Annotated in this window: 19 protein-coding genes and 2 riboswitches; of the genes, 16 read left to right on the forward strand and 3 right to left on the reverse strand. The window is 38.5% G+C overall.

Features of this window, described 5'->3' with window-relative positions; genetic code table 11:
• Nucleotides 1-44: 44 nt before the first annotated feature.
• Nucleotides 45-638 carry a glycerol-3-phosphate 1-O-acyltransferase PlsY gene (plsY, locus tag SB717_RS10520; RefSeq protein ID WP_014459891.1) on the reverse strand — a complete coding sequence of 198 codons (594 nt, stop codon included), beginning with the start codon at nt 636-638 and terminating at the stop codon, nt 45-47.
• A 205-nt stretch (nt 639-843) separates the two neighbouring features.
• Here plsY and SB717_RS10525 point away from each other — a divergent pair, with 205 nt between their 5' ends.
• The 4 genes from SB717_RS10525 to SB717_RS10540 all read left to right on the forward strand — a co-directional run bounded on the left by SB717_RS10525 (nt 844) and on the right by SB717_RS10540 (nt 7026).
• On the forward strand, nt 844-1257 hold the full coding sequence (locus SB717_RS10525) for a CoA-binding protein (RefSeq protein WP_074680978.1): 414 nt from the start codon (nt 844-846) through the stop codon (nt 1255-1257).
• Nucleotides 1258-1590: 333 nt separating this feature from the next.
• Nucleotides 1591-3567 (forward strand): DNA topoisomerase IV subunit B, encoded by a 1977-nt coding sequence (parE, locus tag SB717_RS10530; protein ID WP_013057241.1) that lies wholly within the window; start codon nt 1591-1593, stop codon nt 3565-3567.
• Nucleotides 3564-5990: a DNA topoisomerase IV subunit A gene (gene parC, locus SB717_RS10535; protein WP_074680982.1), complete on the forward strand. Its 2427-nt coding sequence runs from the start codon at nt 3564-3566 to the stop codon at nt 5988-5990. The genes parE and parC overlap by 4 nt, the downstream gene beginning before the upstream one ends.
• A gap of 214 nt (nt 5991-6204) precedes the next feature.
• Nucleotides 6205-7026, forward strand: a complete 822-nt coding sequence (locus SB717_RS10540) for an alpha/beta fold hydrolase (protein WP_410903667.1) — start codon at nt 6205-6207, stop codon at nt 7024-7026.
• Here SB717_RS10540 and SB717_RS10545 read toward each other — a convergent pair.
• A complete protein-coding gene (locus SB717_RS10545; RefSeq protein ID WP_049817118.1) occupies nt 7012-7653 on the reverse strand; it encodes a LysE family transporter in 642 nt (213 codons plus the stop codon). The genes SB717_RS10540 and SB717_RS10545 overlap by 15 nt on opposite strands.
• Before the next feature lie 151 nt (nt 7654-7804).
• Between SB717_RS10545 and SB717_RS10550 the strand changes: the two genes are divergently transcribed.
• The 5 genes from SB717_RS10550 to SB717_RS10570 all read left to right on the forward strand — a co-directional run bounded on the left by SB717_RS10550 (nt 7805) and on the right by SB717_RS10570 (nt 10518).
• Nucleotides 7805-8572, forward strand: a complete 768-nt coding sequence (locus SB717_RS10550) for a YqcI/YcgG family protein (protein ID WP_182006777.1) — start codon at nt 7805-7807, stop codon at nt 8570-8572.
• The gene (locus SB717_RS10555) at nt 8547-8855 is read left to right on the forward strand and encodes a cupin domain-containing protein (RefSeq protein ID WP_013057236.1); all 309 of its coding nucleotides are present in this window, start codon (nt 8547-8549) and stop codon (nt 8853-8855) included. The genes SB717_RS10550 and SB717_RS10555 overlap by 26 nt, the downstream gene beginning before the upstream one ends.
• 21 nt (nt 8856-8876) lie before the next feature.
• Nucleotides 8877-9464 carry a cysteine hydrolase family protein gene (locus SB717_RS10560; protein WP_029714965.1) on the forward strand — a complete coding sequence of 196 codons (588 nt, stop codon included), beginning with the start codon at nt 8877-8879 and terminating at the stop codon, nt 9462-9464.
• A 90-nt stretch (nt 9465-9554) separates the two neighbouring features.
• Complete coding sequence (locus SB717_RS10565) at nt 9555-10046, forward strand: GNAT family N-acetyltransferase (RefSeq protein WP_410903668.1); 492 nt, start codon at nt 9555-9557, stop codon at nt 10044-10046.
• A 103-nt stretch (nt 10047-10149) separates the two neighbouring features.
• Nucleotides 10150-10518 (forward strand): hypothetical protein, encoded by a 369-nt coding sequence (locus SB717_RS10570; RefSeq protein ID WP_410903669.1) that lies wholly within the window; start codon nt 10150-10152, stop codon nt 10516-10518.
• A gap of 36 nt (nt 10519-10554) precedes the next feature.
• On the opposite strand, the gene SB717_RS10575 is transcribed toward SB717_RS10570, so the two are convergent.
• Nucleotides 10555-11994 (reverse strand): amino acid permease, encoded by a 1440-nt coding sequence (locus tag SB717_RS10575; RefSeq protein WP_410903670.1) that lies wholly within the window; start codon nt 11992-11994, stop codon nt 10555-10557.
• A 102-nt stretch (nt 11995-12096) separates the two neighbouring features.
• Nucleotides 12097-12281, reverse strand: a riboswitch (Lysine riboswitch).
• 174 nt (nt 12282-12455) lie between these two features.
• A riboswitch (TPP riboswitch) is annotated at nt 12456-12556 on the forward strand.
• Nucleotides 12557-12588: 32 nt separating this feature from the next.
• Here SB717_RS10575 and thiT point away from each other — a divergent pair.
• The 7 genes from thiT to SB717_RS10610 all read left to right on the forward strand — a co-directional run bounded on the left by thiT (nt 12589) and on the right by SB717_RS10610 (nt 20575).
• On the forward strand, nt 12589-13194 hold the full coding sequence (thiT, locus tag SB717_RS10580; RefSeq protein WP_049817120.1) for an energy-coupled thiamine transporter ThiT: 606 nt from the start codon (nt 12589-12591) through the stop codon (nt 13192-13194).
• 156 nt (nt 13195-13350) lie between these two features.
• Nucleotides 13351-14769: an ethanolamine ammonia-lyase reactivating factor EutA gene (locus SB717_RS10585; RefSeq protein ID WP_410903671.1), complete on the forward strand. Its 1419-nt coding sequence runs from the start codon at nt 13351-13353 to the stop codon at nt 14767-14769.
• A 26-nt stretch (nt 14770-14795) separates the two neighbouring features.
• Complete coding sequence (locus tag SB717_RS10590; protein WP_410903672.1) at nt 14796-16166, forward strand: ethanolamine ammonia-lyase subunit EutB; 1371 nt, start codon at nt 14796-14798, stop codon at nt 16164-16166.
• A 14-nt stretch (nt 16167-16180) separates the two neighbouring features.
• Complete coding sequence (eutC, locus tag SB717_RS10595) at nt 16181-16894, forward strand: ethanolamine ammonia-lyase subunit EutC (RefSeq protein ID WP_029714911.1); 714 nt, start codon at nt 16181-16183, stop codon at nt 16892-16894.
• A gap of 21 nt (nt 16895-16915) precedes the next feature.
• On the forward strand, nt 16916-18265 hold the full coding sequence (gene eat / locus SB717_RS10600; protein ID WP_335537674.1) for an ethanolamine permease: 1350 nt from the start codon (nt 16916-16918) through the stop codon (nt 18263-18265).
• Nucleotides 18266-18404: 139 nt separating this feature from the next.
• Nucleotides 18405-19337, forward strand: a complete 933-nt coding sequence (locus tag SB717_RS10605; RefSeq protein ID WP_410903673.1) for a TcaA NTF2-like domain-containing protein — start codon at nt 18405-18407, stop codon at nt 19335-19337.
• Between the two features lie 47 nt (nt 19338-19384).
• Nucleotides 19385-20575, forward strand: a complete 1191-nt coding sequence (locus tag SB717_RS10610; protein ID WP_410903674.1) for a TcaA NTF2-like domain-containing protein — start codon at nt 19385-19387, stop codon at nt 20573-20575.
• Nucleotides 20576-20596 lie beyond the last annotated feature (21 nt).

Raw genomic sequence — 20596 nt, forward strand, 5'->3', positions numbered from 1 at the left:
GCTTACAAAACCGTTATAAAAAAAGAAATAAGAGGAAGCTCCTCTTATTTCTTTTTACCTGATAAAAATGTGACTTTCGGTTCTGTTTTGTTAAGAATTCGCGTAATATTTGCCCGGTGTCTGTAAATGACAAAGGCTACAATTACACCAATAATCATAATAAGCATGTAGTCTTGTTTAAACAGCGTGTAGATAAAGGTTAATACCCCGGTAACCATTGATGACAGTGATACATACTTTGTTATGTATAAGCAGATAAAAAAACATAATAGCACGAAAACAAATAAAAGAGGTTCATAACATAAAATCACTCCGGCAGATGTGGCAACAGCTTTCCCGCCTTTAAATTTCGCGAAAATAGGAAAAATATGACCAATGACAGCAAATAAACCAATGAAGAGAATGTTTTGATTTGTATCAAATAAAAGCGGTAAAGAAGCTGCTAGGGTGCCTTTTAGAATGTCTCCAAGCGTAACGATAATTCCGGCTTTTACACCTAATGTACGAAATGAGTTGGTGCCGCCTAAATTGCCGCTTCCATGCTCTCGTATATCGATGCCGTATCCTAGTTTTCCAACAACTAGTCCAAAAGGAATAGAGCCCAAGATATAGGCAAGAATAGGTAATAAATAATTCATGTTTGAAAGCTCCTTTATTTCTATATCGTTTCTATTTTACCATGAGATACTTAAAAAAACATAGCTAGTTTTGGGTGAGAGACAATTATTTTAAAAAAAGAAGACGTTTACAAAAATAGAGAAAACGGGTACTATATGCAGGAAATCAACTATAAATCGCGAATGTTGTTCAGTACATATTATATAGCTAAGAGAGGTAATAGACATGTCCATTAAAATTCCTTCCCGTCAAGAGCTTGGTAAAATATTAAAAAAAAGCAAGCGCATTGCTGTAGTAGGTTTATCAGATAATCCTCATCGAACGTCTTATATGGTTTCAGAAGCCATGCAGCAGCAAGGTTACGAGATAATTCCGGTGAACCCCACAATCAACTCAGCGCTCGGCGTAAAAGCCGTATCTTCATTAAAAGAAGTTGAAGGGCATATTGATATCGTTAATGTATTTCGTCGCTCTGAGCATTTGCTTGAAGTTGCAGAAGAGTTTTTAGAAGTAGATGCAGACGTATTTTGGGCACAATCTGGTTTAATTAATGAAGAAGCATATGACCTGCTCGCTAAAAAAGGGTATACTGTAGTTATGGATCGTTGTATAAAAGTCGAGCATGCTTTAACAAAGTAAGATCTATAAGCAGAACAACCAACCCATGCACACTGCTTGCATGGGTTTCACCATGCGTTGAAATAGTAAGAGAGTTTCCGCTACAATAGACGTTAGACAGCTAGCTTTATCAGGCTTATAATCCATGAATACACAAGATATTGCTTTTATAATACGGAAATTTGTGCTAAAATCTTGTAAGTACGCAAAAATAGAAACATACGTTCTGTTGATGCGAACACTATAAAATTAAAAGATAGGATACATGATCATTTATTCTTAGACACGAAGCGCAAACGTTTGTGTTTCATACATAATGTAGTAATGTTCGTTGTGATGAAAGGGGTAGTATGAATGGCTCGGAAACAACAATTTAATTATAATGAAGATGCAATTCAAGTACTAGAAGGATTAGATGCCGTTCGTAAACGTCCTGGTATGTATATTGGAAGTACGGATACACGAGGTCTGCATCATTTAGTATATGAAATCGTCGACAACTCTGTCGATGAAGCTCTAGCAGGCTACGGAGAAGAAATTATTGTAACCATTCACAAAGATAATTCAATTTCTGTACAAGATAAAGGTCGAGGTATGCCAACGGGCATGCATAAACTAGGAAAACCAACGCCTGAAGTTATTTTAACCATCTTGCATGCAGGAGGTAAATTCGGACAGGGTGGATATAAAACAAGCGGAGGCTTACATGGAGTAGGTGCATCTGTTGTAAATGCGCTGTCTGAATGGTTGACTGTAACTATTCATAGAGATGGATTTATTTATGAACAGCGTTTTGAAAATGGAGGAAAGCCGGTTACGACGCTAGAAAAAATAGGGAAAACGAAAAAAACGGGAACAACGATTCATTTCAAACCAGATGCCACGATTTTTTCAACAACCGTGTACAATTATGATACGCTTTGTGAACGGCTCCGCGAATCGGCTTTTCTGTTAAAAGGATTCAAAATAGAATTAATCGATAAAAGGCATGATCGTCACGATATCTTTCATTATGAAACAGGTATTCAAGCCTTCGTTTCATATTTAAATGAAGAAAAAGATTCACTTCATCCAGTCGTCTTTTTTGAAGGGATTCATCATAATATTGAAGTTGAATTTGCCTTTCAATTTAACGATGGTTATTCTGAAACCATTTTATCATTTGTTAATAATGTTCGTACCAAAGATGGCGGAACGCATGAGTCCGGTGCAAAAAGCGCTATGACGCGTGCATTTAATGAATACGCCCGTAAAGTAAGCCTGCTAAAAGAAAAAGACAAAAACTTAGAAGGAACAGATATACGAGAAGGCTTAGGAGCCATCGTTTCCGTTAGAATACCTGAAGAATTGCTTCAATTTGAAGGACAAACAAAAGGAAAGTTAGGTACAAGTGAAGCTCGTTCGTCCGTAGATGCAGTTATTTCTGAAAAACTTGCCTATTTCTTAGAAGAAAACCCGGACGTAAGCTCTCTTCTTGTAAAAAAAGCAATCAAAGCTGCTCAAGCGCGTGAAGCGGCCCGAAAGGCGAGAGAAGACGCAAGGAACGGGAAGAAACGAAAGCGTCAAGAAACCGTTCTAAGCGGGAAGTTAACACCTGCGCAATCAAGAAATCCTCAGAGAAACGAACTGTACTTAGTCGAAGGGGATTCCGCCGGAGGTTCAGCAAAACAAGGAAGGGATCGCCGCTTTCAAGCTGTGCTGCCACTGCGAGGAAAGGTTATCAATACCGAAAAAGCCAAGCTTCAAGATATTTTTAAAAACGAAGAAATTAGTACAATCATCCACGCGATAGGCGGAGGAGTAGGCGCAGATTTTACAATTGATGATATTAACTACGATAAAATAGTCATCATGACCGATGCGGATACGGATGGCGCTCATATTCAAGTGCTTCTGCTAACGTTTTTCTACCGCTATATGAAACCGCTTGTGGAAGCAGGAAAAGTATTTATTGCTCTTCCACCGCTCTACAAAGTAAGTAAAGGGTCAGGTAAAAAAGAAGTGGTTGAATATTCATGGAGTGACGAAGAATTGCAAGGTGCAATTGACAAGGTAGGAAGAGGCTATATGATTCAGCGCTACAAAGGTCTCGGTGAAATGAACGCAGATCAGCTTTGGGAAACAACAATGAACCCAGAGACGCGTACGCTGATTCGTGTTCGTATTGATGATGCTGCCCGCGCTGATCGTCGTGTGACCACTTTGATGGGCGATAAAGTAGAACCTCGCAGAAAATGGATTGAAAGTAACGTAGCGTTTGGATTAGAAGAAGATCCAAATATTTTAGATAATGAAAATGTATTAACGGTCGCAGAGGAGGACGTACAATGACACAAACAGAACGCTTTTTAGATTTACCTCTTGAGGATGTACTAGGCGACCGTTTTGGTCGATACAGTAAATATATTATTCAAGAGCGCGCATTGCCGGATGCAAGAGACGGGTTAAAACCCGTTCAGCGCCGTATTTTGTATGCAATGCACGTAGATGGAAATACAGCAGAAAAAGGGTTTCGCAAGTCAGCTAAAACTGTAGGAAACGTAATTGGTAACTATCACCCTCATGGTGATTCATCTGTATATGATGCCATGGTTCGAATGAGTCAAGAATGGAAAGTTAGAAATGTATTAATCGAAATGCACGGAAACAACGGAAGTATTGATGGAGATCCCCCAGCAGCAATGCGTTATACAGAAGCGCGCCTTTCATCGATTGCTGCAGAACTTCTACGAGATATTGACAAACAAACGGTTGAGTTTGTGTCTAACTTCGATGATACAAGCAGCGAACCAACTGTGTTACCGGCTATGTTTCCTAACTTGCTAGTGAATGGATCCACAGGTATTTCAGCTGGTTATGCTACGGAACTTCCTCCCCATCATTTAGGTGAAGTAATTGACGCAACGATCATGCGAATTGATAAACCAACGTGTACAATTGAAGAGTTGATGACGGCTATTCAAGGTCCTGATTTTCCTACGGGGGGAATCATTCAAGGTGTAGACGGAATTAAGAAAGCCTACGAGACAGGTAAAGGGAAAATTATTATTCGCGGAAAAACGGAAGTGGAGTCCATTCGCGGCGGAAAACAGCAAATTGTTATTACGGAAATTCCATTTGAAGTAAATAAAGCCAACCTTGTTAAGAAAATGGATGAGCTTCGTTTAGATAAAAAAGTGGAAGGCATTGCTGAAGTTCGCGATGAAACGGATCGTACCGGCCTGCGTATCGTAGTAGAACTAAAAAAAGATGCAAATGCTCAAGGAGTACTTCACTTCCTTTATAAAAATACAGATCTGCAAGTACCGTATAATTTTAACATGGTTGCTATTGCTAAAAAGCGACCAAAGCTTATGAGTTTACCTAACATTCTTGATGCTTATATTGATCATCAAAGAGAAGTGGTAACAAATCGTTCTAAATACGAACTGCAAAAAGCACGTGAACGCGAACATATTGTAGCAGGATTGATTAAAGCACTGTCGATTTTAGATGAAGTTATTGCAACCATTAGAGCTTCTAAAGATAAGCGCGATGCTAAAAATAATTTAATTGCTAAATATGAATTTACAGAACCTCAAGCAGAAGCGATTGTGTCGCTTCAATTATACCGCTTGACAAACACGGACATTACAGCTCTACAGGCGGAAGCTGAAGAGCTAGGTGCTAAAATTAACGAGTTAGAAGAAATCTTACATAGCGAGAAAAAACTTTTTAATGTAATCAAAAAAGAATTACGCCGTGTAAAAAAGCAATACAGTACAGAACGCCGCTCAAAAATTGAAGCAGAAATCGAAGAAATTAAGATTAATCTGGAAGTGATGGTTCCATCTGAAGAAGTGATGGTAACAGTCACAAAAGACGGATACGTAAAACGAACAAGTCTTCGTTCTTACGCCGCGTCTAACGGGCAAGACTTCGGTATGAAAGATACGGACCGAATTTTAGCGAAATATGAAATTAATACAACCGAAACACTGCTCATCTTCACAAACAAAGGGAACTATTTATATATGCCAGTGCACGAACTTCCTGATATCAGGTGGAAAGACATGGGGCAGCATATCATGAACATTGTTCCAATTGATAAAGAAGAGCAAATTGTACGGGCGATACCGGTAAAAGAATTTAAAGAAAATCAGTATCTGCTTTTCTTTACGAAAAATGGTATGGTCAAAAAATCCGAATTACTTCAATATAAAGCACAGCGCTACTCCAAAGCTCTTGTCGCCGTTAATTTAAAAGGCGATGATGAAGTAGTCGATGTATATCAAACGGATGGTAAAAAACAAGTGTTTATTGCCACTCGCTCTGGCTATGGACTGCGTTTCCGGGAAGAAGAAATCAATATTGTAGGAACTCGCGCTTCTGGTGTAAAAGGAATTAACTTAAAAGACGAGGATTATGTTGTAAGCGGCGTTGTCTTCGATGAAGATGAAGCTCTATCAACGGAATTATTTATCGCCACGCAGCGAGGAGCTGTGAAAAAGACAAAAATTACTGAGTTTGAAGAATCAGCACGAGCAAAACGAGGGCTAGTGATGGTCCGAGAACTGAAATCTAATCCGCATCAAATTGCAAAAGTAAAAGTAATCTCTAAAGAACATTACATGATAGTGGAATCATCTAAAGGTCAGATCGAGCAAGTTGATCCATCTACAATGCGAGCTAGCGACCGATACAGCAACGGTTCATTCATATTGGACCAAAGCGAAGCTGGAAATTTAGTTGATGTGTGGCTGGAAGAAAAATAACAAAAAAAGTAGTAAAGTTTTTAAAGCTTTACTACTTTTTTTGTCTAATGTTTTTAAATTAAACTATGTTCTAAATAAACAATATAAAATAATTTTTCTACTCCTTATCCCAAATAAACATAATACACCTCCTACACAAGCCTTTAAGAAACTTTTGAATGTTCCAATTGTCCTAAACATATATATATATAAGAACATCTAGGAGGTGTTATACATGAACTCTTTTATTCACGTAACTCCTAAAACAAAACTTTTTGTTCGGGATGTTGGAAAAGGGGAACCCGTTCTTTTCCTTCACGGGTGGCCTGTTAACGCTAAAATGTACGAATACCAATTTACAACGCTTCCGGCCCGCGGTATTCGATGTATCGCCCCTGATCTTCGCGGATTTGGAAAATCAGATGCGCCTTTCACCGGCTATTCTTACAATCAATTAGCAGATGATATTCGCATGTTAGTAGAAAAGATGGGACTTAAAAATTATACGCTAATAGGCTTTTCTATGGGGGGAGCTATTGCCATTCGATATATGAGCAGACACTTAGGATATGGAGTGAAGAAGTTAATTTTATTAGGGGCAGCGGCTCCAAGCTTTATTCGAAAAACTGATTTTCCATATGGACTTCCTGTTGAAGAAGTAAATACAATTATTCAAAATACGTATAGAGATCGTCCTAACATGCTTGAAGACTTTGGGAAAAAGTTTTTTAATCAGCCTACCAGCTCAGCTTTTAGAGGATGGTTTCAAGATTTAGGTTTAGAAGCATCTGGCCATGGAACGATTAAAACTGCGGTGTCTTTACGAGACGAAGACTTGCGGGAAGATTTGAGTCAAATTTTCGCTGAGACATATATATTACACGGAAAAAAAGATCAAATTTGTCCATTTGATCTTGCAAAAGTTATGAATCGTCATATTTCATTTTCTACACTTATTCCATTTGAAAATAGTGGACACGGCCTTTTTTACGATGAACGTGAGAAAGTAAATGACACCCTTATTGAACTCATCGCTAAAAGCTCAGCCCATAAGTAAGGATACACATTTAAAACCGAATTGGCAGCCAAATAAAAAAAGTAAAAAACCAGCACCTAACGTAATGAGGCGAAAAAGCTTCGGCGTGATAAATTTTCTTGTGAAATGAATGCTGCTCGCAATATTTAAATTCCAAAGAATGATGCCAAAAATAATAAAGAAGCTGTGAAAAAAGACGGATAGCCACGTTTGACTTTGGAGGCTTTCGCTTAAGCTTGACCCAAATACGCCAAACCAAAACACAATATTTAAAGGGTTCATAAGAGCAATGAAGAAACCTGTAAAAAATGACTTATCTCTTTTAGCAGGGGGGGTATTTATATCTACTGAAAAGGAACGAGAGACAGCTTGTTTCATACTTTGAAAGCCAATAAATGTGAGCATGACAAAGCCAGTTGCATACAGTGCAACAGTAACAGCCTGCATCTGAACAAAAGGTGTTAACCCTATTAAAATGAGGAGCATAAATAAAATATCGGCCGTCATGCCTCCTAAACCAACTAGCCAAGAAGCCCAAAATCCTTTTGTCAGACCTCTTTTAATCATTTCTATATTAATTGGCCCTACCGGTGCTGCGAGACTAATACCTAGAATTATTTGTTTTATAGCAATCAAAAACCACTCCACGAACACAGCCTCCTTTCTAACTTGTCCAATAGTAGCTTATATATATATAGATTAGAGTTTTATAATTTAGAAGCGGCATTTAGTTAAAAATACTCATAAACTTTTTTTTTTTAATACACATGTAACGTTGATTTCCATAAGGAGGGTTTTAATGGCATCAAAAATGCTTTTTCGAGCTAATGAAATTTTAGAGTCCACGCATGTCCCGTTCTGGGGAAAAGATGCTTTTCAATATTTCCAAAGCGATATATTATCAGAAGAAAATCCATTTCCCTGTATATTAGGGGTAGAAGGCTTTAAAAAAGATTTACTGCGTTTTTCATTTGTGACTACTCCTTACAACTATCAAGATATTAGGCATGCAGCGTCGGCACTTAGAGAATACATAGATACATTTAAGAGCATAGGTCGCTATACATCCTTTGTGTTATTCTTTAAGCCTGAACATAAAGAACGTTCAATGGAAGAGTACGAAACGATGTTTTGGGATACGCTGACGTTTCTTCATCAAATTGATCAAAAGAAATGGCCGCAAGACATTCCAAAAGACCCGAAAGATGCATTATGGGAGTTTTGTTTTCACGGAGAACCTATTTTTGTCGTCTGTAATACGCCTGCTCATTCTTTACGTAAAAGCCGTAAGAGCAGAGGATTTATGATTACATTTCAGCCGCGGTGGGTGTTTGAAGGTATGACAGGGGATTCAAAAATAGGGAAGCACGTACAAAAAGTCGTTCGCGATCGGTTAAAAACATATGATGACGTATCAGCTCACCCCGAGTTAGGCTGGTATGGGCAGCAGGAAAACCGAGAGTGGAAGCAATATTTTTTACACGACGATAATAACTATACTACAGGACAGTGTCCGTTCAAATTAAAAAGGAGTGAGCAGCATGGACGTAAAAAAAGCCTCTATTAAAAAAGGAGTTGGCGGAAAGTTTGAAGAAGTAATTAAAGAGCTGCTTCCGGCGTATACTGGATACGTTGAAGTACAGCACGATATTGCTTTTCAAACACATCCGTCTCATACGCATCCAACTGATGAAATTCTTCATATACTTGAAGGATCTATTTACTTTACAGTTGAACGTGATACGGTTCTATGTCAGGCAGGAGATCGGATACATTTACCGAAACAAACGGTTCATTCTTCAAAAGCCGGTCCTGATGGATGCACATACGTTATTTCCATTTTAAAATAAAGACGAAAGAAGATGATGCTTATGCTACGTTCCCGGCCAGTGTTGCTGCTTATCGATGTACAAGAAGGGTTTTATTCACCCGAGTGGGGAGAAAGAAACAATTTAGATGCAGAAAAGAATATGCTGACGCTACTGCAAGCATGGAGGCGTCAAGACTATCCTGTCATTCACGTGCAGCATGCATCAGAAAATCCAGATTCTCCTTTACACCCAAGTTCAAAGGGATTTCAGTTCAAAGAAGGATTTGGTCCACAAGAAGACGAATACTTAATTCGCAAACACGTGAACAGCTGCTTCATTGGAACAGAGCTAGATAGCTATTTAAAATCAAATGGCTATGATACGCTTATCTTAATAGGACTAACTACTAATCACTGCGTCTCTACGACTGCGCGCATGGCTGGAAATCTAGGGTATAGGACGTATGTTGTGAACGATGCAACGGCTTGCTTTGATTGTACGTCCTACGATGGGAAAACAAAGCTGTGTGCAGAAGATGTACATACATTCGCACTGTCTTCCTTGCACGGAGAGTTTGCAACGGTCGTTTCTACAAAAGAGACACTTCAAGTTCTTCAAACCTTTCAATATGCTCAAAATCATAACTGATGTGCATGCGCACATCGGTTTTTTATGTAGATTATGTTTCTTAAAAGAAGTAAAATAAAGATAATTCTATACTATAAGGAGTTTGTACATATGATCATTCGTTATGCTAAAGAAGAAGATTTACCTATGCTTGTTGAAATTTATAATCAGTCCGTTCAAACAAGTGCTGCTACTTTTGACTTAACGCCTGTAACAGTGGAACAAAGAAGGGGCTGGTTTAATAATCATATTAGCAATGATCTTTTTCCACTTATTATTGCAGAAAAAGATGGAGTAGTAGCGGGCTATGCTTCGCTTTCCTCGTATCGAGATAAAGAAGCATACATTCAAACAGTAGAGCTATCGATTTATATTGATAAAAATCAACAAGGGCATGGTATTGGAAAACAGCTTATGAAGCGCATTTTGGAATTGGCTAAAGAACTCGACCATCACGTTGTCATTTCAGGAATTACAAAAGGGAATGATATCAGTATCAAAATGCATGAGCAATTTAATTTTACGTTTTGCGGAGAATTTAAAGAAGTAGGCTGGAAATTTGATCAGTGGCAAGATGTGCTTTTTTATCAGCTTATTTTATAAGATGTATGACACCTTTACACATTGTAACGTTTTAGTTTCATGTGTAAAGGTTATTAAAATAATAAGTTGTTTTATTATTTTAATACGAAAGGTGTTAGCTATCATGAATACACATTTTCAGTATCAACATCTAAGAGCTGTGCCGAAAAGATGGTCCAAAAAAGAACTGCATATCCAGCTGAATAGAATCAAACACAATTCTGAACTATCTACTATAGCAGCAGATCCGCTTTTTCATCTGTTAGAATGTACCCATTCTGGCCTTCAGACGAAACAAGAAATCATAGACTACATCCAAACCATTCCTAATCACCAACTTCCATCTTTTGTAACTCATTTAAGCAGGTTGATTCAGCATATTTATTATATAGAAGCTGCTGATTACCATAATCGCCCCCTCAAAGGTTATATGCTTGTTATGAAAAACCAACCCGCCTATATATCTCTTCATTTTGCTGATCAGCTCATATAAAAAAAGCTCTCTATTCAAAAGAATAGAGAGCTTTTTTTATTCGTATTTTTTCACTGTTACTTGACATTCTTTTAACGAGATAAGCTTCGACTTTTTCGTCCATTTGTATCCTAACCAAACAATTAAGAATAAAGGCAGTCCGATATAAGAAACAAGTACACCGTACCAGTCAATCGAGTCACCCATAAACGCCGAATAGTTTTGGCCTAAAATAACAACGGCACATAAAATAAAGGCAAAGATAGGGCCAAATGGGAAAAGTTTTGCATGATATGGAAGTTCACTCAAATCATGACCTTGAGCAACAAATGCTCTTCTAAAACGATAGTGGCTGATCGCAATTCCTAACCAAGCAATAAAACCAGACATACCAGAAGCGTTAAGTAACCATGTGTATACCGCACCATCTCCAAAAAATGAAGCACCAAATGCAAGTGTACCGACAAGTGCCGTTGCGATTAAAGCATTAACCGGAACGCCTCGTTTATTCACTTTTGCTAAGAACCTCGGTGCTTTTCCATCTTTCGCTAAGTTCCACAACATACGTGTAGAAGCATACATACCTGAGTTACCAGCAGATAAAACAGCTGTTAAAATAACGGCATTGATAGCTGATGCAGCAAACGCTAGACCCGCTCGTTCGAATATTAAAGTAAACGGACTTACTCGCACATCATCACTTGCTAAGGAATCCGCTGTGTATGGAATAAGCATCCCGATAACAAAAATAGCTAAAATATAAAATAACAAGATGCGCCAGAAGACTTGTTTAACTGCGCGAGGAACCGTTTTTTCCGGATCTTCACTTTCTCCAGCTGCGACTCCAAGCAACTCTGTTCCTTGGAATGAAAAACCAGCAGCCATAAAAATACCTAATACCGTAAAGAATCCACCGTGAATAGGTCCATCACCAAGCGTGAAGTTTTTAAAACCCGGTGCTTCATTGTTAAAGATACCAAAAATCATCATAATACCAATAACTAAAAAGATAATAACCGTTATTACTTTAATTAACGAAAACCAAAATTCCGATTCACCAAATCCTTTTACAGAAAGGTAATTAAGCCCAAACATAATTAATAAAAAGAGGGCACTCCATAAAATAGAGGAAGAGTTTGGGAACCAAAATTTCATAATAAGGGCTCCAGCGGATAATTCAGCTGCAATCGTAATAGCCCAGTTGTACCAATAGTTCCAGCCGAGAGCGAAACCAAAGGATGGATCTACAAACCGAGACGCATACGTACTAAACGAACCGGCTTCAGGCATATAAGCTGCGAGCTCCGCCAGGCTGGTCATCAAAAAGTAAACCATGACGCCAATGATCGCGTAAGCTAAAAGCGCTCCCCCAGGTCCTGCTGTGTGAATTGCTCCACCACTTGCTAGGAATAAACCGGTTCCGATGGCTCCTCCTAATGAAATCATCGTTAAGTGGCGAGATTTCAACCCACGTTTTAATTCTTGCTGCTCTTGCATAGATAAATACTCCTTTCGAATGTACGGAAAGAGACGGGATAACATAAAAAAAGCCCGCAGTATATGTGCGCGCTTTTAAATCTGAAAACCGCGTCAACCTTCCGTGAAGATAGCTCTTCACATCATTCGCATGATGTGACAGTTCTGTTCCTGTTCGGAGACAGCCCCAGCTTAAATCAACCGAGAAGTGATTTAAACTTCGGCAATTTTTCCTTTCAAGCAACATCCTCAATGTTCTCTGCATTTCCGTTACTTTACTATTAAAAACTGCGACCTCTACCTCATCGATTAGGATGAGGGTTTTTTATATTCAATTGACATAAAAGAAGTATATCAAATACTAAAACGATTGTCATTATAAAAAATAGATTCAGAAAATAGAAACATCTTTGAAATCTCTCGAATCTATTTTGTGACATATGGTATAATAAATAGTGTCTTCATAATACATAAATATCCGAACGTACCACAGGGGGAGCCGCCGTGCTGAGAGTGAACAAATTGTTCAGACCCTTCGAACCTGTTAGTTAACGCTAGCGTAGGAATGTGGGAATAGTAGCATATATTTGCTTACTCCTGTGTAAACCGTTTGATATGAATGATTCAAAAACAGGAGTGAGAAACGTGAATAAGGCATTACCTTTACAGGCTAAAATTGAAATAGCTATTTTTGCAGCATTAGCACTTTTACTTGATCTTTTGCCTTCCATTAAGATTGCAACGGCTGTGAGTATTTCGTTCTCCATGGTGCCCATTTTTATTATGTGCTTTCGCTGGGGAGTAAAAGGCGGAGCTCTATCTGGTCTATTATGGGGGCTTTTGCAGTTAGCAACAGGGACGGCTTATATTTTAACAGCACTGCAAACGTTTATTGAATATATTGTGGCTTTTGCTTTTATAGGTTTTGGAGGTGTTTTTTCACAATCTATCAAAACAAATTTAGCTAACAATAACAGATCAAAAGCTTTTGTTTTAATTGTTCTATCCCTTATTATCGGCAGCTTCGCACGTTATTTCTGGCACTTTATTGCTGGTATTATTTTTTGGGGATCATATGCGCCAAAGGGAATGTCCGCTCTGTGGTATTCTTTTTCAATGAACGGAATTTCAATGGTAGGGTCATTAATAGCCTGCTTAATCATTCTTTCACTATTAATTCCATCGGCATCAAGAATGATTGTAACTAAATCACACTCATAATAAAAAAGACTAAATCTACCAAGGTTTAGTCTTTTTTGTCATTTGTCACCTTTGTTTACACAAAAGCATGTCAGGTTTGATAACATAGTTAGTGAAATATTCAAAAAAATGTTTTATGATAATCACCATATTCAAACGAGATAAGGGATTGATCGTATGCTACAGAAATGGATGATGAGCATAGGGTTAGATATTGGAACAAGCACAACAAAACTGATTGTAAGCAAGCTGTTAATAGCAAATCAACAAAATCAGTTTACGCTGCCAGGCTGTCAAATTATTGATCGTCGCGTAACGTATGCAAGTTCCATCTATACAACACCTATGGTAAACGAGGTTGAAATCGATGTCCGAAGGTTAATGCTATTACTAGAAAAAGAATACAAAAAAGCAGGGATCTCCTTAGATCAAGTGGAGGCAGGCGCTGTGATCATTACAGGAGAAACGGCTCGGAAGCAAAATGCAGAGAGTATCGTTCATTATCTAGCTGAACACGCTGGGAACTTTGTTGTTGCAACAGCTGGTGCTGACTTAGAAGGAATGTTAGCAGCAAAAGGATCGGGAGCAATCGAACGCTCTCTTGAAACAAATCAAGTGATTGCCAATGTCGATGTAGGGGGAGGCACCGCTAACATCGCTTTATGTCAAAATGGCAAAGTGATAGAGACATTCACATTGCATGTAGGCGGAAGATTAATTCGTCTGAATTCAGATGGTCTTGTTACCTACGTTTCGTCTTATTTAACTGAATTTTTAAAAAATAATTCTTTGATGCTGTATGAAGGTGAAAAAGCAACATTTGAAAAACTCTCTTCTATCTGTCAATTGCTAGCTGAAGAAACCGTGAATTATGTAAGAGCACTGACTCAAACCTCTTCGCTGCTCGTTTCTCTTCATATAAGATCTTCTATCCAACCGGAAACAATCATGGTTTCAGGAGGAATAGGAGCAATGATGAAGAAACATAAGCCAAAAACAGTGAAGGAAGTGGCCATACACAGAGATATCGGTCCGCTGCTAGCGTATCACTTTCAATCCATACAGGTATCTCAAGCCGCTGAAACAACGCGCGCTACTGTCATTGGAGCCGGCATGCAAAATACAGAAGTTAGCGGGTCAACCGTATACATTGGGTCTAAACGGCTGCCGCTGAAAAATATTCCGATCATAGAAATACCCGTACAGCAAGAGGATGAGTGGAATCCGCAGCTGTTTCAAGAAAGAGCTCGAACGGCATGTATGCAGGCTTCAACTGTTTTCAGTGCAGAAGATCCTCCCGCTGCTATTGCTTTATCTCATTTTCCTTACTGCAGCTATAAGATGCTTCAAGAATTAGCAAAAGTAATAAGCGCTGAATTCATTGCTTGTTTTAAGGGAGCTAAGTGCCTCGTTGTTTTATGCGAGCAAGATATTGCAAAAGCTTTAGGACAAGCACTAGCCAAACAGAAGAAAGAATTAGAAATTATTTGTTTAGATCAAATTGATTTTACCCACGGAGATTATATCGATCTAGGGTTACCCGTAGCTGGAGAGGCAATCTCTGTTTCGGTTAAAACGCTCGCTTTTTCATCATAATCCACTGAACATACAAGGAGGAAAAGATGTTTAAAACTACCCGATTGTTAGGAGAAACATTTTCATTTTATAGCTTAAAAGAAATCATGGCCAAAGCAAACGAAGAGCGTTCTGGAGATCAGCTAGCGGGAGTTAGCGCTGAGTCAATGAAAGAACGAATGGCAGCCAAACAAGTTCTAGCTGGTATCACACTTGCTGATATTCGAAATTATCCACTGCTAAGTCCAGATGAAGACAATGTCTCAGCGTTAATCGAAAGTCAAATTGATTCATCGGTTTACGACATTATAAAAAATTGGACAGTAGGGGAGTTAAGAGAATACATCTTATCTGATGAGCATACCAGAGAAGACCTTCTTGCGCTTAGCAAAGGGTTAAGTAGCGAAATGATTGCGGCAGCTACTAAAATTATGTCCAATTTAGATTTAATTCAAGGAGCAGCAAAAATAGAAGTGCAAACCACTTGTCAAACGACTATCGGCCAAAAAGGCGTATTGGCTTCAAGAGCCCAGCCTAATCATCCTTCAGATAACTTAAAAGGAATGAGAGCATCTCTCTACGAAGCGTTAAGCTATGGAATTGGGGATGCGGTTATTGGAATTAACCCCGTTATTGACACAACGGATAATATCTACGCGCTTTTAAATGAAACAAAAAATATAATCAATGAATGGTCCATCCCTACTCAAAACTGTGTGTTATCACACGTAACGAGTCAGATGAGAGCAATCGAAAAAGGAGCATCTGCTGACTTGATTTTTCAAAGTTTAGCAGGAACAGAAGCCGGTAATGATTCATTTGGGATTTCACCCTCTATGCTCGATGAAGCAACAGCGTTAATTCATGAAAAAGGGACGGCAAAAGGTCCAAACCGCTGGTATTTTGAAACAGGACAAGGTTCTGAACTGTCAGCAGAAGCTCACTATAATATTGATCAAGTAACGCTCGAAGCTAGATGCTACGGCTTAGCTCGCCACTACAAGCCTTTCTTAGTTAACACGGTTGTTGGATTTATTGGACCTGAATATTTATATAACAGCAAACAAGTCCTGCGAGCTGGGCTAGAAGATCACTTTATGGGCAAAATGCACGGCTTGCCTATGGGAGTAGACGTATGTTACACCAACCACATGGATGCTGATCAAAACGATATGGATAATTTAAGTATGCTTCTAGGAACAGCTGGGGTGAACTTTGTAATAGGAGTGCCCATGGCTGATGACTGCATGCTAAACTACCAGTCTCTTAGTTATCATGATATCGCAACCGTGCGCAACGTACTTGGCCGTACTCCAACGCCATTATTTCAAAAATGGCTAGAAGATCAGCATATTATGGAAAACGGACGCTTTACATCAAGAGCTGGAGACCCAACTATTTTTATGAATTTGATTTAAGGAAGGTGGTTACTATGATACCAAAGTCAAATCGCGATCCGCTTGAAACACTTAAACAATTTACCCCTGCCCGCATAGGTGTCGGCCGTACGGGAACAAGACCGCTAACAAAAGACGTTTTATCTTTTCGTACAGATCACGCCGCAGCTGTAGACTCTGTATACGGAACAGTTTCAGAAGATATTCTATCTGAGTTTAACCTTTTTTCTGTGGATACAAGAGTGAAGTCAAAAGAACATTATTTAAAACGACCGGATCAAGGAAGATTATTAGCAGATGACGCTAAGAAAGAGATTTTAAAAAACTGCGTGCAGCAGCCTGATATACAAGTAGTGGTATCAGATGGACTGAGCGCTAAGGCAGTTGAAGAAAACATGAGCGACGTGTATCCTGCTTTAATTGATTCCCTGCAGTCATATGGGCTTCGTGTCGGGACTTCATTTTTTGTAAAAGGAGGACGAGTTGCATGTATGGATGAAATTGGCGAGATCATAAAACCAAAAGCACTTGTGCTATTGATTGGAGAGCGACCTGGACTGGTCAGTGCTGAATCAATGAGTGCTTACATGTGCTATGAACCTAACAAAGGCAAAAAAGAGTCTGATCGTATGGTTATTTCTAATATTCATAGAAGAGGAACGCCTCCTATTGAGGCAGCCGCACATATCGGTACCATGATTGACAAAATGATCAAGCAGCAAACAAGCGGTGTACACCTTATTGTCTAAACATCAAAAGGAGGAAACGGTATGGCGTTACAAAAACAATTAAAACCTATTCATTTATGGGCTATTTCAGTCGGCATGGTTATTTCGGGGCAATACTTTGGGTGGAATTACGGGTTTGAACAAGGCGGGATTATCGGACTTGCAATTGCAACCTTGATTGTAACCGTGTTTTATACCACGTTTATGTTCAGCTATGCAGAGCTTTCAACATCTATCCCGCAAGCCGGTGGACCCTCAGCTTATGCAAGAAGAGCACTTGGACCTTTCGGCGGATACATCGCCGGGATTGCATGCTTGCTTGAATTTATTTTTGCGCCTCCTGCTATTGCGGTATCAACAGGAGCATACCTGCACTTTCTTATCCCAGCAGTTAACCCTGTATATGCAACAGTAGGTGCCTTTATTTTCTTTGTTTTACTAAATTTAATCGGGGTAAAAGAAGTAGCAGTGATTGAGCTTACAGCTACCATTGTCGCACTAATTGGTTTATCTATTTTTTATGTAGCTGGTTTGCCTCATGTACAAACATCAAATATTTTTAACGATCATTCATTTATTAATGGTCCAACAGGAGTACTAGCAGCTATTCCATTCGCTGTTTGGTTTTATCTAGCAATAGAAGGCGGAGCGATGGCTGCAGAAGAAGTTGAAAACCCTAAGAAAAACATCCCTAAAGGGTTTATTGGGGCGATTATTACTCTAGCAACGGCAACCTTGTTTACGCTATTTGTAACAGCAGGACTTGGCGGAGGAAGCGGGAAGCTAGCTGATTATCCACTTCCACAGGCGCTGTCTTCTGTATACGGAAACAGCATTTCAACGGTTGTTGCTATTATTGGATTATTCGGATTAATTGCTAGTTTAAATGGAATCATCATGGGGTTTTCAAGACAAACCTACGCGCTTGCACGAGATGGTTACTTTCCTAAATTTCTTGCTAAAACAAATAAAAAAGGAGTTCCTGTCGGCGGTTTGTTGATTCCAGGAGCAATCGGTGTGATTTGCGCTGGATCTGCCACGTTTGCCAATGCTCTTATTATCTTGTCTGTATTCGGAGCAATGATGATGTACTGCATCAGTTTAGTTTCTCTTTTTATTTTACGCAAAAAAGAACCTAACCTGTCTCGTCCTTTTAAAGTAAATTACCCGGTAGTGCCAAGCATTGCCTTAGTATTAGGGATTCTGTGCTTATACAGCATTATAAAATACAGTGTTCTTACAACAAATTTAATGCTGTTTGGTGTTTCTCTACCTTTAATGTACGTGATTCTTGGAATTTTCCTTCTTTCAATTATTTACTATGTTCTTTATGGTTCAAGACAGCTTAAAAAAGAGGCTTCCAATTCATATAAAGAAGCATCTATTAAATAAGTAGAAAAACGGCTGCTGTAAAAGCAAGCCGTTTTTCTTGTGAAATTAAAGGGTTGAGCGTTTTTTTGTAGAATGATATACTAGGTCTGTTTGTTGGAAGAATATACATACATTTATATTAGATAAAGAAGGGGCAATTATGATGAACAAACGTAATACAATCATTATCACGGTTGTTTCATCTATTCTGTTATCAGCCTGTCAGCAAGAAGAAACAATAAAAGACGGAAATACAATGATAGTAGAAAAAGATGCAAAAAAAGTACTAAACGAACCAAAAACACAGGTAGAAAGCATTCAATCAATTGATTTGAATAAAGAAGCAATGAGCGGAAAATTTATCACAGCCTGGATGACTGATTACTTTTCAGCGTTCGGAAAAGCAATTGATCAAAACTCTTTTAATGATCTAAAAGCTTTTTTGAAAGCGGACAGTTCTTTTTATAAAGAGCAGAATCTTCTTGTTGAAAATTTCACACGACAAGGCATCGAGCAGAAGAAGCAAACGTTCCATATTGTCAATTGGTATGAAGAACCTAACCATGTGTTTAAAATACAAACCCACGAGGAAAGCTTATTAAAACAGCCCGGTAAAGATCCTTACAGCAAAGTTTGTGACCGTCTTTATACAGCTGTTTACCAAAACGATACGTTAAAGTTATCGAGTGTAGAACCATTCGACTTTTCATCTAAACCAAATACAAACACTGAAAATCCCACTACACAAACAACAGATTTACACGACTACGATGGAAAATGGACCACTGGCAATGATAACGGATCTCCTATCATTCAATTTCTTGCTACATCCAACTCGGAAGCGACGATTAAAATAAATTCGTACCAGCCACCTAGCAAAATCCGCGTGTCAACCGTTGAACAAAAAAATATTCGCTTTGAAAATAACCAAGCAACCATTGAATATGAAAATGATGGACAAGGAAATAAAGGCACCATTGTCATTACGCTTAAAGAAAACTCCATTTCGTTACTTGCTAAAACAGATCAAAATAAAAAGGCAAAATGGGGAATTCCAAGCGGTGATTACGTGCTCGATACGTTTGAAAATTAAAGACCATTTTAAGAACAGACTAAATTCGGCGTTGAGGAGGACACCTTATGCATAAAAAATGGACGATCGCATTCGTTCTACTGCTGCTAATGGTTTTGACGGCCTGTGAAGAAAAAGAAACAGTTAAGTTATCCAAACCAACCGAACCTTCCTCAGATGAAGTGATCCCAAAGGATCAAGCTAAGTCATCTATCAAGCCTGATTTTGTATCAGAAAAAAAAGCAGAAAAAACTGCGGTTGAGACGATGAATAAAATTTCAAGTACCTATAAAGAATTAGGCGAAGAGTATGAATGGGATAATGAATCTAACCCTGCTGATTATGAAACGCTAGAAAAAGCGCTAACGCCATATGCAACATCATCTTTAATTGCAACAAAGTTAAAAAGTATCTCCGCTAACTACTACTGTAAAGAATGTAATATGAGCTTTTTCCCTGATGTTAATCATGTTATTCGATTTGAACTTATTAACAATCATGCTGGACAATTTTCGGTGTCAGCCATTGAGCCAATTAGTAAAGAAGGAAGCGGCGGGCTGACCATCTACATGAATTTCAAATACGTAAATAAGCAATGGAAGTTAAATGAATGGGATGAAGTTACCTATCACCAAAAATACCTTAACATTACGGCTGATGAATATATGGAATACGTGAAGTCAATTAATCCTTCTAGCGACATTTCATACCAAGGTGAAACTACTCGCACAAATGAAAAAGGGGAAAAGGAAGAAATCTTGATTTTTAAAGAGAATAATAAAAAATATGCCATCAGCAAAATCAGTTCTCAGCGCATCGACGATTTTAAAGAAGATGAAAAAGAAAAAGAAGAGAAAGAAGAAAAAGAGTTTAATTTAAAAAATATCCAAAAGGTTGATCAAGAAACAGCAGATATTTTTATTGAACATTATTTACGAGATTTAACAAAGTCCATTAACACGAATAAATTTGAACACGTACAGCCATATATCGAGCGGGACAGTGTTCTATGGAATGATCAAAAGCAGCTTGTGAAGATGCTTTATGAAAGGGACATTCGAGAAGAACTTGTTGACTATTCAGTATTAGACGTCGAAACCGCGAGTGAAGAAGAAGGTGAAACGTTCTATACAATCCGAACAAAAGAAGTTATTTCAATTACAACGAACGGTCAAAGTCAAGAAAAAGAGTATTATCGAACGTATACCGTTTCTTATAACGATAAACGGTTGCACTTGACTAAAATTGAATCACTTTAAAAACCATCACGCAGAGCGTGA

Source organism: Priestia sp. SIMBA_032 (assembly GCF_046535215.1).
GTDB lineage: Bacteria > Bacillota > Bacilli > Bacillales > Bacillaceae_H > Priestia > Priestia aryabhattai.